Here is a 15,276-nt window from a genome sequence, read left to right as displayed (position 1 = left end):
GGGTAGAAATATGGAAAACAAAATAGAAGTGCTATCCACTGTCACAGTCAATTATCAATCGGACTTATATAAACTAGTGGATGCATTAAATCGAACATTAAAACAGCAAGATTTGATGTTTGGCTTAGCACTTGATAAAGAAGATCAAGAAAAGTGCGTTTTTACAATTTATAGGACATAGCGTATGGTACTTAAAAGATGGCTCCTATTTATCGTTATTTTTGCAATTAGCTTAACGGTTATTCTTAGTTTACTTATTTATTTCCAAGCAAAAGGACCATTTGCAGAAGCGAATGAAAACGCGGAAATATATGTAACGAAAAACCATTTACTCGCTCAAGTAGACGACTCTTATGTATATAATAGTACGAGTACATTCCATACCGTTATCGGCAAAACAGCAAAGGGAGAAGAAAAAGCATTTTTTGTCCCAGCGAAAAAAACCGATGACGCTATAATGGAAGTAAATTTAAAAGACGGCATTTCGAAAGAGAAGGCAATTGAACTTGCCATGAGTATTGAACAAAATGGTAAATTATTGCATGCAAAACTCGGCGTAGAAGAAGTTGGTCCTGTTTGGGAAGTAACCTATGTAAACGAAAAAAACAATCTCAATTATGTATATCTCTTATTTGATAATGGAGATTGGTGGAAGAAAATTTCGAATTTATAACTAAACTTTTGATCTTATGGAGGAAACTATGAAAAAAATAATGATTAAAGACATGGCAAATTATGTAGGCGAAACAGTTAAACTTGGTGCTTGGCTTGCTAACAAACGTTCAAGCGGTAAAATAGCATTTTTACAATTACGTGATGGTTCGGGCTTCGTACAAGGTGTAGTAGTAAAAGAAGAAGTCGGAGAAGATATTTTCCAAAAAGCAAAAGGGTTAACACAAGAAACTTCTATGTATATAATTGGAGAAGTAACGAAAGATGAAAGATCTGCATTTGGATATGAATTACAAGTAAAAGAAATTGAAGTCATCCAAGCTGCTGTCGATTATCCGATTACTCCAAAAGAGCATGGAACAGAGTTTTTAATGGACAACCGTCATTTATGGTTGCGTTCAAGAAAACAGCATGCAGTTATGAAAATTCGTAACGAAATTATTCGTTCAACATATGAGTTTTTCAATAATAATGGTTACGTTAAAGCGGATCCGCCTATTTTAACAGGGTCTTCACCTGAAGGTACCTCTGAATTATTCCATACTAAATATTTTGACGAAGATGCATATCTTTCTCAATCTGGCCAATTATATTTAGAAGCTTCAGCAATGGCACTTGGAAAAGTATTTTCATTCGGACCGACTTTCCGTGCAGAAAAATCAAAAACACGTCGTCATTTAATCGAGTTCTGGATGATTGAACAGGAAATGGCTTTTTGTGAACTGGAAGAAAACTTAGAAATACAAGAACAATATGTAGCATTTATCGCCCAAGCTGTTTTGAAAAACTGTACATTAGAGTTAGAACGTCTTGGTCGCGATGTATCGAAATTGGAAAATATTCAAGCTCCATTCCCTCGTATTACTTATGATGATGCAATCAAGTTATTACATGAAAAAGGGTTTAATGATATAGTGTGGGGAGATGACTTTGGCGCACCACATGAAACGGCAATTGCTGAAAGTTTTGATAAACCAGTATTCATCACGCATTATCCAGTAGGGATTAAACCATTCTATATGCAACCGCATCCGACAAGAGATGATGTTGTATTATGTGCAGACTTAATCGCACCAGAAGGTTATGGTGAAATTATCGGTGGTTCAGAACGTATTTGGGACTATGACCTTTTGAAACAACGTATAGAAGAGCATGGATTGGATGAATCTGCTTATGCTTGGTATTTAGAGCTTCGCAAGCAAGGTTCTGTGCCGCATTCCGGTTTTGGTCTAGGTTTAGAGCGTACAGTAGCATGGCTAAGTGGAGTGGAGCATATCCGTGAGACGATTCCATTCCCACGTCTGTTAAACCGTTTATATCCGTAATAAATGATCAATCATATTGCAACATAGAAAAAAAGGAGACGATGAGTATGCAAAAGCGAGATCGACTCCGTATTTGGACTGAGCAGGGAAATGTAACCATTTCCCAGCTTTTTTTTAGTCATTATAAAGCGATAAATGTTAAAGATGAAGAAGCGATTCTATTATTGCATTTAATCGCTTTTGGAGAAGCAGGAAATCATTTTCCAACGCCACAAAATCTGGCAGATCGTACACATTTCAATGAACATAAAGTAGTCACTATCTTACAGCGCCTCGTACAAAAAAGGCTTATCCAAATCGATCAACATATGGATGCCGATGGCGTTCATTATGAGTATTATGCTTTCCATCATTTATGGGAGCTTTTACTAGATCATGTGGAACAAGAAGAAAATCGTGTCGAAGACGAGCAAGAAAAAGAAGAAGAAGGCGTAATATATAAACTGTTTGAACAAGAATTTGGCAGGCTATTATCACCTATGGAATACGAAACAATAGGCATGTGGTTCGATCAAGATAAACACTCAGCTTCTTTAATTCGATTAGCATTAAAAGAAGCTGTGTTAGCTCAAAAGCTTAGCTTACGCTATATAGACCGTATTTTATTTGAATGGAAAAAGAAAAATATTAAAACCGTAGAAGCAGCCGAAAATCAGACAGCTCAATTCAGACAGCAAATTCCAGTTCAAAAACAAGCAGAACAATCCCCAAGTTCTACAAAAGTATCATTTTATAACTGGTTAGAAGAGAGAGAGTAGGTGGAAGAATTTTGCTTACGAAAGTACAATGGCATTATTGCCTAGATGAGATGGAGCGAATGTTCCCAGATGCACATTGTGAACTCGTTCATAAAAATCCATTTGAGTTGTTAGTTGCAACATTATTGTCAGCTCAATGCACAGATGTACTAGTGAACAAAGTAACAAAAAACTTATTTCAAAAATATACAAAGCCAGAAGATTATTTAGCCGTCCCAATCGAAGAATTACAAAATGATATCCGTTCGATTGGGTTGTATCGCAATAAAGCCAAAAATATTCAGGCATTAAGTCAACAGCTGATCGACATATATGACGGAGAAGTTCCTGCAAATAGAGACTTGCTGACAACTTTTCCTGGTGTCGGTCGTAAAACAGCAAATGTCGTCGTATCAGTTGCTTTTGATATTCCTGCAATTGCAGTGGATACGCATGTAGAACGTGTAACAAAACGATTAGGGCTATGTAGATGGAAAGATTCTGTGCTACAAGTAGAAGAAACAATTATGAAAAAAACACCAATTGACTTATGGTCCAAAACGCATCACCAGCTTATTTTCTTTGGTCGCTATCACTGTAAAGCACAAAATCCAAATTGCCCTGAATGTCCATTATTGGGTGTATGCCGAGAAGGAAAGAAAAGGATGAGTAAAGTTGTCAAACGATAATTTCATCGATGTCGGAAGCGAATTTGCTGAGTGGGATCAATTAAAAGAGAAGTTAGGAATGCTTTTTAGAATTGAAGATGAATCCCGACACAATATGATGGAGCATAGTATTCAGCTATTGACTCAAATTTTAGAAGATGCGGAAGAGGCTAAACCAATTAATTTTTCGGAGCGTTTGGAATTTATTAAAAAGAATACTCATAACTATACTTCTTTCCGTCAACTTGAAGAGTTATTCAAAGAAACTAAAAAGAAAATTGCGGTGAAAAGAATTATGGATAATAAATAGTTGAGATTGAGTTTTCTATTTATTGTCGGCTAGCTTTAATATGTAAAATTGCTAATGAAGGACGTTTAATTTAATGTCCTTCTTTTTTTATTATCAAAATTTGAAACAGTGAACTCTGTAAACATTGAAGGTCTTTATATTCATCATGATTACCACCGGGCAGAAGAACGGGCTGGCGGTATCCCGATCCTTCTGCCTGTTGTTTGATTTTTAGAAATTTAAAAATATAATAATTAAACTTTATGAGGAACTTGGTTTTAGAATGGACTTAAGTTCCTGCAATATCTGCGATAAAATGTAAATAATCCACCCCTTTTGAGGTAATTCTTGTACCAGTTCTGCCTCTTCCTTTTGTAATGAAACCTTCTATTTCTAATGAATCCAATCTTCGTCGAACCTGCTGTGGAGAAAGATAATGCCCATTTTTTTCACTAATAATTGAGATAAGTTGCCTACTTGCAGGCTTGCCATTATTATTACATTGCTTAATAGTTTCTAACAGGAATAGATAGTCATTCATTTCTAATAGATCCTTAGGAATTGGAAAACTTGTTATGATATCCTGGATACCTTCTTTTTGAAAGCGGTCATGAGGAATGTCCTTTAATCCAATTATGTCCCCATCGCAGATAGTGAGCATATAATCAATCACACTTTTTAATTCCCTAATATTACCAAACCATTCTTGTTTCCGAAGCATTTCTAGGACTTCTTCTTCGACCTTAACCCACTTACCGCTTTTTGTAATAAAGTATTTTACAAGTAAAGGTATATCCATTTTCCGCTTTCTAAGAGGGGGCACAGAAAGTGTAAGAACGTTTAAACGGTAAAACAAATCAGAACGGAACGTACCTTCTTGTGATTTAGTTTGAATATTTTTATTTGTTGCAGCAATTACCCGGACATTTATAGGAATTACTTTTCTTCCACCTATTCTCCTCAATTCTTTTTCCTGAAGAACTCTTAATAAATGGGATTGAACTGTTAAACTAATATCTCCAATCTCATCTAAAAAAATCGTTCCATTTTCCGCTAACTCAAATAAGCCCTTTTTCCCGCCTTTTAGAGCTCCTGTAAAAGTTCCCTCCTCGTACCCAAACAACTCACTTTCTAGCAAACTTTCAGTTAAAGCGCTGCAGTTGATTGCGATAAATGGTCCGTTTTTTCTCACTGAATGAAGATGGATTGAGTGGGCGAATAATTCTTTCCCCGTACCTGTCTCCCCTTGAATTAGGATAGGATGCTCAGAGAGGGCAAGTTTTTTGGCTATTTGTATACAATCCTTGAGTAGTGGATGATCCCCAACAATATCATCAAAATTATACTTTGCATAAAATCCCTTGTTTTTTAACTCCTGTTGTGCCAATTTTTCTACTTCAAACGCCTGATTAATGCTTTTAAATGTGGCTACAATTGTATTTTCTGTTTCCATTTGATGTCGGAATATAACTAGATCCACACCATATATCGTAAAGAATTTACTTTCATCATTACTATGAAGGATAAAGTCAATAATGTCCTGTCGGGCGATAACCTTACTTAACTGTTTATGGATAACCTCATCTAAGGATAAATGAAAAAGGGCTTCTAAACGACGATTAAATACGGTGATTTTTTGCTGATGATTAATCGCTAAAATACCGTCATCGACAGTGTTTACAACATTTTGAATATGTTGACTAAAATGTATAGCGTTTTGTTCTGCAACGGATAGTTCCCTTTGTAAATCAATAATATTACGAATATATCTTTCTGAAATTAATGATGAAATTTTTTCGCCTAATCCGAAGTATTCAACTACTTTTAAAATAGTTGCCATATCGAACAAACGGACGCCAATATCAATCACATTTTTTATAGATGGAGGACAAAGATGAGACTCGCCTGGGGAAACAGCGATATCGATATTTTTATAAAATAACTGATCTCTCTTAAATGGTACGTATCGAAAATGATCAATACCCAACTGATAAAGAGATTCAATTAGCTCAATCGTAGCAAAATCATCATCATTAACAATCAGTACATTAGAATTTTGTGGGATTTTTAAAAGCTGATCAATAAATTGATGATGGACCGTTCGTTTACCTACAATCATTTCTTTTCCTGTTATTTGACACATCTCATTTGCCTCTATTCTCGTAACCTCAGATGAAAATAGAAAATAATCAGCAGTCAATAGAGCTGGAAGTCCGTTCATTGTTGCAAAACTTGTAATGTGAACATAGTCTCCCAATAATTGTTGAAGCTGCTCATATAAAACTTGTTTTGTTTGGGTACTGCCTGCTATTAATGTGATCGATTGTTTGATCATGGAAATCTCCTTTTTGATGGTGTTCTTTTAGGTTAAATTATACCACCAAAAAGAACCGAAAAAGACCAATTAAGCGAACGAATAGATTTAATTTTCAGATTCATCGCGTTTTATACATTGGCACAAAAATTGCAATTACATTAAGAGTATGGCTTTAAAATTAAAAAGGGAGATGAGAAGATGAGCCAATTGGGTAAAAATGTTGAACCAATTACACCAAATAGAAAGCCGGTTCAAATCAATGCATTTGCTTTATTATTCTTTGTTGTTGTAGTAGCCATGATTTTAACATTCATTTTACCAGCAGGGGAATACAATCGTGTAGAAGTGGATGGTCGAACTATTGTGGAAGCGGACTCCTTTAAATGGATTGAATCCTCACCAGTTTATCCATTTGATATGTTTAAAGCTCTCCATCAGGGGATGGTTGAAGCAAGCGGAATTATTTTCTTTGTATTAATCATTGGTGGGTTTTTTGGTGTCCTTAAAGCAACGGGTACAATTGATGTATTGATTGCTACAATGGCTAGAAAACTGCAAAAACGAGAAAAGCTATTAATTCCTATCATGATGCTATTCTTTGCTGCAGGGGGATCGTTAATGGGGATGGCGGAAGAGGGGCTTGCATATATTCCCCTATTAATCCCGCTGGCACTAGCCCTTGGGTTTGATACGATTACAGGTATGGCTATTGTATTACTTGGTGCAGCTGCAGGTTTTACAACAGCTGTTATGAATCCATTTACAGTAGGGATTGCTCAGGGGATTGCAGAATTGCCACTTTTCTCAGGAATAGGACTACGCTTAGTCTTATTTGTGGTGGTATACCTTGTTTCTGTTATATTTGTCTATCGCCATGCAATGAAGGTGAAGAAAAACCCCGAATTAGGTATCTACGGAAACTACGACAAGTCAGCTGCAGACGAACTGTTGAAATCCAATATAAATCTTTCCACCAAACATAAGCTTATTCTTGGAGCATTTTTATTAAACTATGTTGTTTTGGCATATGGTGTCATTAAATTCGAATGGTATCTTTCCGAGATTGCTGCCTTATTTATGATTTTAACGATTGTTGTTGGGATTGTTGGGAAACTCTCTATTGACAATATAGTGAAAAACTTTATGAGTGGCTCCGCTGCACTAATAGCAGGCGCTTTAATTATCGGTGTATCGAGAGCGACATTGGTCGTATTAAGTCAAGGACATATTGTCGACCCTATGCTTCATGGAGTATCAGAAGCGATTAAACATGTACCAGGAACGATTAGTGTAATCGGTATGTATGGCTTCCAAACGGTGATTCATTTCATTTTAGCCTCAGGAAGTGGTCATGCAATGTTAACAATGCCAATTATGACGCCACTAGCTGATTTGCTTGATATTACTAGACAGACGGCTGTTTTATCATTCTCATTTGCCGACGGGATTGGAAATATTATTTTCCCTACAGCCGGTACATTAATGGCTGGTTTAGCTATTGCAGGGATTCCTTGGACGAAATGGGCAAAATGGGTTTTTCCGCTAGTCATTATCCAATTTGTGATTGGTTTAATTGCTGTTGTTGTTGCTCATGCAATAAATTACGGTCCTTTTTAGCAAATAAACATCGATTGAGTAACCAAGGAGGAGAAAATTTGTGTTGACTTTGATTAAAAATGGTGAAGTGTACGCACCTCATTATTTAGGAAAGAAAGATATTTTAATTGTTGATAGTAAAATCGGCTATGTTAAAGAGATCATTGAACATCCGCAAAACTTTGTTCCGATTAAGGTGATTGATGCTTCTGAAAAGCTGGTTGTCCCTGGTTTTATCGATGCCCATGTTCATATCATTGGCGGAGGTGGGGAAGGTGGATTCAAGACTCGAACTCCTGAATTGACCTTAACTAGTTTAACAACTGCGGGCATTACTACAGTTATTGGACTTCTTGGAACAGATGGAACGACACGACGAATGGAAAGTCTGCTCGCAAAAGCGCGGGGCTTAGAAGAAGAAGGTGTAACATGTTATATACATTCAGGTTCGTATCAGTTGCCGGTAAGAACATTAACAAATCAGATCCAAGAAGATATTATTTTTATTGACAAAATAATCGGGGTTGGGGAAATTGCGATATCTGACCATCGATCGTCTGAACCAACGTTTAGTGAAATTGCAAAAATTGCTTCTGCAGCACGAAACGGAGGGATTATATCAGGAAAAGCTGGACTGGTGGAAATACATGTCGGTGATGGAGAAGAAAAGCTTTCATTACTAGAGGAAGTTGTCAATAAAACCAATATTCCTATTTCTCATTTTCATCCGACTCATATAAATCGAACCGAGGAATTATTTACTGCCGGAATTCAATATGCCTTGAATGGAGGCTACGTTGATTTAACTACGAGTACTGTTCCGGAATTTTTAGAGGAAGGAGAAGTAAAATCCAGTACGGGATTGAAGAGGATGCTTGATAAAGGAGTGTCGATCGAAAAGATTACGTTTTCCTCTGATGGCCAAGGAAGTTTGCCTACATTTAACCGAAACGGCGAGTTAATTGGACTTCAAGTGGGATCTGTTTCTTCTTTATATAAAGAGGTAAGAGACGCTATCCTAGAAGAAGGAATTTCATTAGAAGTGGCATTACAAGTCATAACGTTAAACCCTGCTAAAGTGCTAAAGCTTCCAAATAAAGGTAGTATTCAGGAAGGAACAGATGCTGATATTGTCCTACTAGACAAAAGGACACTTGAAATTGATAGTGTCATAGCTAAGGGGCAGTTGATGGTACAAAATAAAGTGTCAATTGTAAAAGGGACATTTGAATAAGAAAAATTGGAGGGGTTAAAGTTGAGAAAATTATCATTTATTTTTGTTCTTGTATTAACGATGATTGCCACAAACATGTTTTCATTTCAAGCAGAAGCAAGTCAAAACAGTTTGTCAAAGACTGCCGGTTCTCTCGTTATTGTAGGTGGTGCTTTAAGTTCGGATAATGAGGCAGTTTACAAAAAGTTCTTAACCTTGGCTCAAGAATACAATGGGAAAGCATTAAAGGACGTAAAGATTGCGATAATCCCTGCTGCAAGCGCTGTTCCGATTGAAAGTGCTGATGGATATAAAGAAGATTTTGTCCGCTACGGCGTCCCGGTAGATAATATCTATACGGCGCCAATTGCATTAATCGATGACCCTTTGACAAAGGAAGTTAACGAGTCGACTTGGAAGGATAACGGAAACAATATTGAAATTGCGAAAAAATTAGAAGAATTTGATGCGATTTGGTTTGTCGGCGGTGACCAATTACGTCATATTAAAACACTAGTGACGGCTGATGGGAAAGATACAGTCGTATTAAAAGCAATTAGAAAAATATATGAAAACGGGGCGGTTCTTGGTGGAACAAGTGCTGGGGCTGCAGTTATGAGTAACCCTATGATTGCTTCAGGAACGAGCGTAGGAGCCTTAACTGATGGAGTTCATATTCTTAAGAACTTTGATCAGGACACTGGTGATGATAAACTTTTTCTCGCGACAGGTTTAGGGTTTTTCACTCATGGGATTGTAGACCAGCATTTTCTAGAACGCGGACGATTTGGTCGTTTGCTTGTCGCAACACAATACAACAAAACACGATATGGATTTGGAATTGATGAAAATTCGGCAATGGTTTATACAGGAGTAGACGACAATATTGAAGTCATTGGTGCAAGTGGTTTATTAATTGTTGATCTGCAAGGGTCGTCAGTACCGAAAGGGAAACGCTTTGCAATTAATAATGTAACAATGCATTATTTGGAAAAAGGGGATCGTTTCAATGTTAAGGATGGAACTTTTACGTTGAATAAGCTTCATAAAACGACCAAAGGAATCGAATATTATAGTAAAAATCCAATTGCAATGGATATCTTCGGAAAGCAAAAATTGAAAACAGTTCTAACGGAAGATTTAATTGATAATGAAGCAACTAAAGCAGAAGCGTTATGGTTTGACATGGATGATGATAAAAAAGGAAATGGATTTAAATTTACATTTAGAAAAACAAATACAACAGAAGGATTCTGGGGAAGAATTGATCAAGTCGGATCTTATGCTGCATTAAATGTTCAAATGGATGTTGAACCAATTTCAATTAAGATTCAAATAGATAAATAGAGTATTAGAACCCTAATCCGTATACATGGATTAAAAATAGACCGCCTTCAAGCACAGAATAATAGATCATCAAAAAGAATGAACGATGCGCTCATTCTTTTTTGATGTTGTAATAAAATGGATAAGGGCAACCGTTTCCGCGGTGAAGGCAACCAGATTCGGCTCGAGAGCAACTAGTCTGCTTTTAACGGCAACCAGTTTACCTATGAAAACAACCAATCTCCAAGCGAGAGCAACCATTTCTCAAATGAGGACTTAGCTTAATGAAACAAAGCCGGAATAGCGAGTTGAATAGTGAATATATGGCATAGAGCAACCAATCCACTTGACAGAGTAACCAGTTTATCTATAAGAGCAACCAATTCCTCGGACGAGCAACCAGTTTTCCCATAAAAGCAACCTATCCCCACATCAAAGCAACCAACTACTAAATCTGCAAGATATATTCATGATATTTCGTTCTACTCTCCATAAAAAAAGAGCAATCCAACGTCGGATTGCTCTTTTTTTCGATATTATGGATTTGATTCCGAATTTTCTTTCTCACCGCTAGTTCCATCCGGATTTGTATAGTCATCCGGATTTACTTCTTCATTGGGATTGTCAGTGTTTTCATTTCCACCGTTATTTCCATTCCCGTAACCATTTCCATTATTGTTGCCATTGCCATTTCCATTATTATTTCCATTCCCGTTGTTGTTATTTCCGTTTCCATTATTATTCCAATCGCCGGAATTTTCATTTTCATCGGTTTCAACAGGAGGTACTTCTTCTTCCAATTCTTCTTCGACGATTCCTTCTAATGTGAGTGAAACGGAAGCAGGTTCACTTCTTACTTCACCAGAAACTGCTGTTACGGAGAATACATACGTACTTCCTGGGATGAGACTTTGTACAATCAGCCCTGTTTGATTAGTTGTTTGCAGGATTTCTGAAGGACCATTATCAATTGCCACGGATACTTCAAATTGTACTTCTTGTTCTACATCTTTCTGCTGTTCGAAGTCCCACATTAATGTTGCGGAAAGTGTAAGTTCATCAAAATCGACTGATAAATTGGTTGGAGCATTTAGCTCTAATTGTTCGTATTGCTCTGAAACAGTGGTTGGTTCTGTCCCTTTTACAAATAACTCGGTTCTTTTTAATTCATCTGGCGTATATTCACTTGCTAATTTAAGCGGGTTTGTACCTTTTTCAATTGTCGCTTCCACTACAGAATTTGGTTTACTAAATCTCTCTGTTGTCATGCCTTCTGAAATATTCGCCATTACTTTTTTGAAAATCGTTTGTGGTAAATAACGTTCTTCATTTGTTGTCATCGGTATTTTCATATCTGAGTAACCAGACCAAACTGCAATGGAGTAGTTAGTTGTATAGCCAGCGAACCAAACATCCGGGAATGCACTACTTGGTAAATCCCATTCTTTAAATTGTTTAGAGTCATAGTTGGAGGTACCTGATTTTCCTGCGATATCTAATCCGTTAACTGCTGCAGTTTTAGCCGTTCCTTTTGTTAATACATCTCGTAATACGTCCGTTACGATATAAGCAGTAGAATCTTTCATAACGGCTTTTGGTTTAGGACGATAATCTTTTTCTGTTTTTCCATCTCGATAGACAATTTTGTTAATCGCATAAGGTTCTGAATGAATACCGCCATTACCAAATGCTGCATATGCACCAGCCATTTGAATTGGGGACATCGATTTACTAGTACCACCTAATACAGTACCTTCATATACTTCACCTATATCGATTCCAAAACGATTAATAAACTCTTTGGCATTTTTGGTGCCGACTTCTTTTAATGTTTTGACAGCAGGAACGTTTCGAGAATTATATAGTGCTTCTCGCATCGTCATAGCACCTCTGTATTTACCATCAAAGTTACGTACTACTTGTTCTGTACCAGTATACGTCATTTTTTCATCTACAAGAGTTTGACCAGTAGACCAGTTTAAAAATTCAACAGCTGGACCATAACCGATCAAAGGCTTAATAGTTGATCCAGGTGATCTAAGTTTCATATCATATGCGAAGTTAAAGCCACGTTCTGCACCGTAATTACGGCCACCGCCAATTGCAGCAATTGCTCCTGTTTTCGTATCAATAACCGCCACAGCTGATTGAATATCTTCAGTAGGGAACATATCTGAATTTAACGTTGCTTCGACTTGTTTTTGTGCATTTGGTTGAAGTGTTGTATGAATGGTGATTCCTTCTGAAATGGTATCACCATCTCCATGTTTTTCTAACTCATCCAAAACTACGTCAATAAATGCATCATATTTTGTGTTTTGTTTTGCTACACGTTCTTCCTCAGGAAGTAACTCATCCTTTATTGGAATTGCCTGTGCGGTTTTCATTTCTTCATCTGTTATTTTACCGTGCAGATTCATTAAATGTAGGACTGTATTTCTTCGTTTTTCAGCAAGGTCTGGATTTTTAAACGGATTATATGCATTTGGTCGTTGCGATATACCTGCTAGAACAGCATACTGATCTAATGTTAGGTCTTTTAATTCTTTTCCGTAAAAATATTTAGCCGCTGTTCCGTATCCGTAAATTCTTCCGGACATCAGTACTTTATTAAAATACATTTCAAAGATTTCTTCTTTATCATATTTTCGTTCTAATTGAATGGATAAATATGCTTCTTGTGCTTTACGTTTTAATGTTTTTTCATTTGTTAAAAAAGAGTTTTTGATTACTTGTTGTGTAATTGTACTAGCTCCTTGTTCGCCAAAACCATGTGTGATGTTGGCAAGTACAGCTTTACCTAATCGTAAAAAATCCACGCCAAAGTGTTCGTAAAAACGTGAATCCTCGGTAGCGATGATCGCATCATGCATTTGTTGTGGTATTTCCTCAAAAGGTATATACTCTCTATTTTCTGCACCAAGAGTTGCAAATAGCTCGCCATTCGCATCTAACAGTTTTGGGCTAATAGGATCTTTTAAAGATTTCTCATCTAGCTTAGGTGCGGAGCTTGCATAAAATGCGAAAAGCGATCCCCCGCCGATTAAACCTAATACGCCAAGCGCAAGTATTGTCATTAATATTCGTTTTATCCAGAGTTTAGCTGGTGTATTTGTCTTTTTCTTCTTTTGTTGTTGTAATTGCTTTCTTCGTTGTTCACGAGTTTGTTTTTGCTCACTCATAAACTTCTCCTCACTTTCAATTTATGCATGTAAGTCATTAACTATTTCTAAATAATCAATTCTTGGTGCATATTTGGGCTTTATTTCTATTGCATGTTCCTCAAATTCGGCTAAAGCAATAGATTTTCTACCTCCCGCTAGCATTCTATCCCAAAATTGCTTTAATTGGTCGAAAGGTAAATAAAAATAACGGTCAACTGCAGAAAAGCGAACGAGTAAAAAACTGACGCCTTGTTGTTTCGCTACTTTACTCATATGTTCTACTTGATGAAGATGGACATTTTTTAAAGGAAACGCTGTTCTATTTTCCGTTTCTTTTGCTTCAAAGTCAATATATTTCCCTTCGAACACACCATTAAAATCGGTTGTAGATGGAGTCCGGTAGTAAGCTTCTTTAATAACGGCGCTACTTCTACTAGGGTAATCGACTTTTACAACTTGTATCGGTATTGGTTTTTTATAAATGACTGCGATCTCGTGTGCAAGATAGTATTCATTTGCATCGCTTATTTCATCTTCTAAAGTTTTCCCCCTATTACTAAAGGAATAATCTTTTCTTTTCTTTGTTTCAGTTTCCTTTTTGGGCGTGTACAGTTTCCCGTTCGGATAACGAATAGCCAAGATATTCACCTCTCTATACTATTAGTTTATCACTTTTTTATGATAATACTCCACCCTCAGTCGAAGTGCGAGTGTCTCATATCGACGCAGCAAGCATTAGCAAATGAGCTCAACACAAGATAATTAGACGTAAAGCAATTCAAATTAGTTTCATTATGCAGCGTAAGTTTTCACAGTACTGAAGGATAGTGTGTAATAAAAAGCTCTAAGATGAGGTGTCCGCTATGATTTCCGCTACAGGCGGACGCTTTTTAGCGGGGTAGCGATGAACCATCACCAAAAAAGTTCGAATGTGATATGCCCACAGAGTGTTAAAAAGGAACGAAGCTAAGAGCGCCACCTCCAATGGAAGGCAATCTAAGTTCGCCGCGTCCTGCGGCAACGATTACATGACCCACGTCCTGTAGGCACAGGCGCCTTCGTGACCAACATCCTGTTGGCCTCCGCTGGAGTCGCTGCCTTTCGCTCCAATCAAGTAGTGTCCTACTAAATAGATAGATCTGAGTCACATATTCCTGAGATAAAATCCAATAAATGGTTGAACGAGACATAATCCACTGCGAACGCGACAAACTACACTCTGAACACGACAAAGCACATCTCGAAAACGACAAACCAACAGCTAAACGCGACAAATTTCTTCATAGTATAGACTCCACTTGTCATGAGATGGCATTTTCTAATTAGGTTTTATGCGCATTGCGTTATTAGTACATTAATTTGCGCATTTTTTATTGGACAATCTTCTCCAGTTTAATAGAGCGGTTACCTTGTGCCGTAGCGTGGCGGAACTTATAAATCTTATAAACTCAGCCTTTATTAAGCTTAGATGCTGATTAGTGAGGCAAGCTTAATGGATTGGAGCGGAAGGGCGACGACTCCAGCGGGAATAGCAGATGTTTTCTGCACCGAAAGCGTCCGCCCTGTAGCGGAAATCCTAGCGTTATCTGAGTGGTGCGCAATATTCCTACAAGCAAACAGAAACATATAATTGTAATCTATCATCCTGCAAGAACTTGTCGACTTTCTACTAGTTTTGTCCGTTGAAAAGAACGTTTGTCGAGTGGGAAGGAATTTATAAAAAAAGAAGGAACATACTCTAAAAAGGGAGGTAGTAAAAATGAATAAAATTGAACGTATTATTGACCAATTAGAGTTGCTAGAATTTTTACTTGAAGATCGACTGAGTGATGAACAAGATCAGTTTGAAAAAGACTTTAGTAAATCATCCTTTCGCTTACTTGGAAAACTAGAAAAAATCGAAAGTCAATTATAAGGAATGTACGTTCGTTTGCAACTAGTAATATGAGCTATAATTTGGTACACTATT

13 protein-coding genes are annotated in these 15,276 nt (G+C 37.0%); 10 read left to right on the top strand and 3 right to left on the bottom strand.

Features of this window, described 5'->3' with window-relative positions; all coding sequences use genetic code 11:
- Window positions 1–10 precede the first annotated feature (10 nt).
- From BMZ04_RS15375 to BMZ04_RS15350, 6 genes are read left to right on the top strand one after another with little or no spacing between them, the layout of a single operon-like run.
- Window positions 11–181, top strand: coding sequence for a YpmA family protein (locus BMZ04_RS15375; RefSeq protein ID WP_093273022.1), 171 nt, complete (start codon window positions 11–13; stop codon window positions 179–181).
- A 3-nt stretch (window positions 182–184) separates the two neighbouring features.
- Window positions 185–673 (top strand): cell wall elongation regulator TseB-like domain-containing protein, encoded by a 489-nt coding sequence (locus tag BMZ04_RS15370; RefSeq protein WP_093273019.1) that lies wholly within the window; start codon window positions 185–187, stop codon window positions 671–673.
- 28 nt (window positions 674–701) lie between these two features.
- A complete protein-coding gene (asnS, locus tag BMZ04_RS15365; RefSeq protein ID WP_093273016.1) occupies window positions 702–1,997 on the top strand; it encodes an asparagine--tRNA ligase in 1,296 nt (431 codons plus the stop codon).
- A gap of 47 nt (window positions 1,998–2,044) precedes the next feature.
- Entirely contained in the window at window positions 2,045–2,755 is a 711-nt protein-coding gene (locus BMZ04_RS15360) for a DnaD domain-containing protein (protein ID WP_093272911.1), read from the top strand.
- 11 nt (window positions 2,756–2,766) lie between these two features.
- Window positions 2,767–3,423, top strand: a complete 657-nt coding sequence (gene nth / locus BMZ04_RS15355) for an endonuclease III (protein WP_093272907.1) — start codon at window positions 2,767–2,769, stop codon at window positions 3,421–3,423.
- Window positions 3,410–3,712 carry a YpoC family protein gene (locus tag BMZ04_RS15350; RefSeq protein WP_093272901.1) on the top strand — a complete coding sequence of 101 codons (303 nt, stop codon included), beginning with the start codon at window positions 3,410–3,412 and terminating at the stop codon, window positions 3,710–3,712. The genes nth and BMZ04_RS15350 overlap by 14 nt, the downstream gene beginning before the upstream one ends.
- Before the next feature lie 268 nt (window positions 3,713–3,980).
- Here BMZ04_RS15350 and BMZ04_RS15345 read toward each other — a convergent pair whose 3' ends face one another.
- Window positions 3,981–6,026 carry a sigma 54-interacting transcriptional regulator gene (locus BMZ04_RS15345; RefSeq protein WP_093272896.1) on the bottom strand — a complete coding sequence of 682 codons (2,046 nt, stop codon included), beginning with the start codon at window positions 6,024–6,026 and terminating at the stop codon, window positions 3,981–3,983.
- A 180-nt stretch (window positions 6,027–6,206) separates the two neighbouring features.
- Here BMZ04_RS15345 and BMZ04_RS15340 point away from each other — a divergent pair, with 180 nt between their 5' ends.
- The 3 genes from BMZ04_RS15340 to BMZ04_RS15330 are packed head-to-tail and all read left to right on the top strand — an operon-like array spanning window position 6,207 to window position 10,164.
- Complete coding sequence (locus BMZ04_RS15340) at window positions 6,207–7,625, top strand: YfcC family protein (RefSeq protein WP_093272892.1); 1,419 nt, start codon at window positions 6,207–6,209, stop codon at window positions 7,623–7,625.
- Between the two features lie 40 nt (window positions 7,626–7,665).
- Entirely contained in the window at window positions 7,666–8,838 is a 1,173-nt protein-coding gene (iadA, locus tag BMZ04_RS15335; RefSeq protein WP_093272889.1) for a beta-aspartyl-peptidase, read from the top strand.
- A gap of 21 nt (window positions 8,839–8,859) precedes the next feature.
- Window positions 8,860–10,164 (top strand): cyanophycinase, encoded by a 1,305-nt coding sequence (locus BMZ04_RS15330; RefSeq protein WP_093272886.1) that lies wholly within the window; start codon window positions 8,860–8,862, stop codon window positions 10,162–10,164.
- A gap of 515 nt (window positions 10,165–10,679) precedes the next feature.
- Here the strand turns inward: BMZ04_RS15330 and BMZ04_RS15325 are convergent.
- The gene (locus tag BMZ04_RS15325; RefSeq protein ID WP_093272882.1) at window positions 10,680–13,325 is read right to left on the bottom strand and encodes a PBP1A family penicillin-binding protein; all 2,646 of its coding nucleotides are present in this window, start codon (window positions 13,323–13,325) and stop codon (window positions 10,680–10,682) included.
- A gap of 21 nt (window positions 13,326–13,346) precedes the next feature.
- Entirely contained in the window at window positions 13,347–13,946 is a 600-nt protein-coding gene (gene recU, locus BMZ04_RS15320; RefSeq protein WP_093272877.1) for a Holliday junction resolvase RecU, read from the bottom strand.
- Between the two features lie 1,120 nt (window positions 13,947–15,066).
- On the opposite strand from recU, the gene BMZ04_RS22440 reads away from it, so the two are divergent.
- Window positions 15,067–15,222 (top strand): hypothetical protein, encoded by a 156-nt coding sequence (locus tag BMZ04_RS22440; protein WP_177184466.1) that lies wholly within the window; start codon window positions 15,067–15,069, stop codon window positions 15,220–15,222.
- Window positions 15,223–15,276 lie beyond the last annotated feature (54 nt).

The sequence above is a fragment of the Psychrobacillus sp. OK032 genome (assembly GCF_900111345.1).
Lineage (GTDB): Bacteria > Bacillota > Bacilli > Bacillales_A > Planococcaceae > Psychrobacillus.
The sequence above is the reverse complement of the archived record's forward strand: the minus strand, read 5'-3'. Positions and strand labels throughout refer to the sequence as shown.

Excerpts from the sequence above, each read along its gene's own strand:
- asnS (WP_093273016.1), top strand. The coding sequence starts at position 702 with ATGAAAAAAATAATGATTAAAGACATGGCAAATTATGTAGGCGAAACA.
- BMZ04_RS15375 (WP_093273022.1), top strand. The coding sequence starts at position 11 with ATGGAAAACAAAATAGAAGTGCTATCCACTGTCACAGTCAATTATCAA.
- BMZ04_RS15325 (WP_093272882.1), bottom strand. The coding sequence starts at position 13,325 with ATGAGTGAGCAAAAACAAACTCGTGAACAACGAAGAAAGCAATTACAA.
- BMZ04_RS15370 (WP_093273019.1), top strand. The coding sequence starts at position 185 with ATGGTACTTAAAAGATGGCTCCTATTTATCGTTATTTTTGCAATTAGC.
- BMZ04_RS22440 (WP_177184466.1), top strand. The coding sequence starts at position 15,067 with ATGAATAAAATTGAACGTATTATTGACCAATTAGAGTTGCTAGAATTT.
- BMZ04_RS15340 (WP_093272892.1), top strand. The coding sequence starts at position 6,207 with ATGAGCCAATTGGGTAAAAATGTTGAACCAATTACACCAAATAGAAAG.
- BMZ04_RS15345 (WP_093272896.1), bottom strand. The coding sequence starts at position 6,026 with ATGATCAAACAATCGATCACATTAATAGCAGGCAGTACCCAAACAAAA.
- BMZ04_RS15360 (WP_093272911.1), top strand. The coding sequence starts at position 2,045 with ATGCAAAAGCGAGATCGACTCCGTATTTGGACTGAGCAGGGAAATGTA.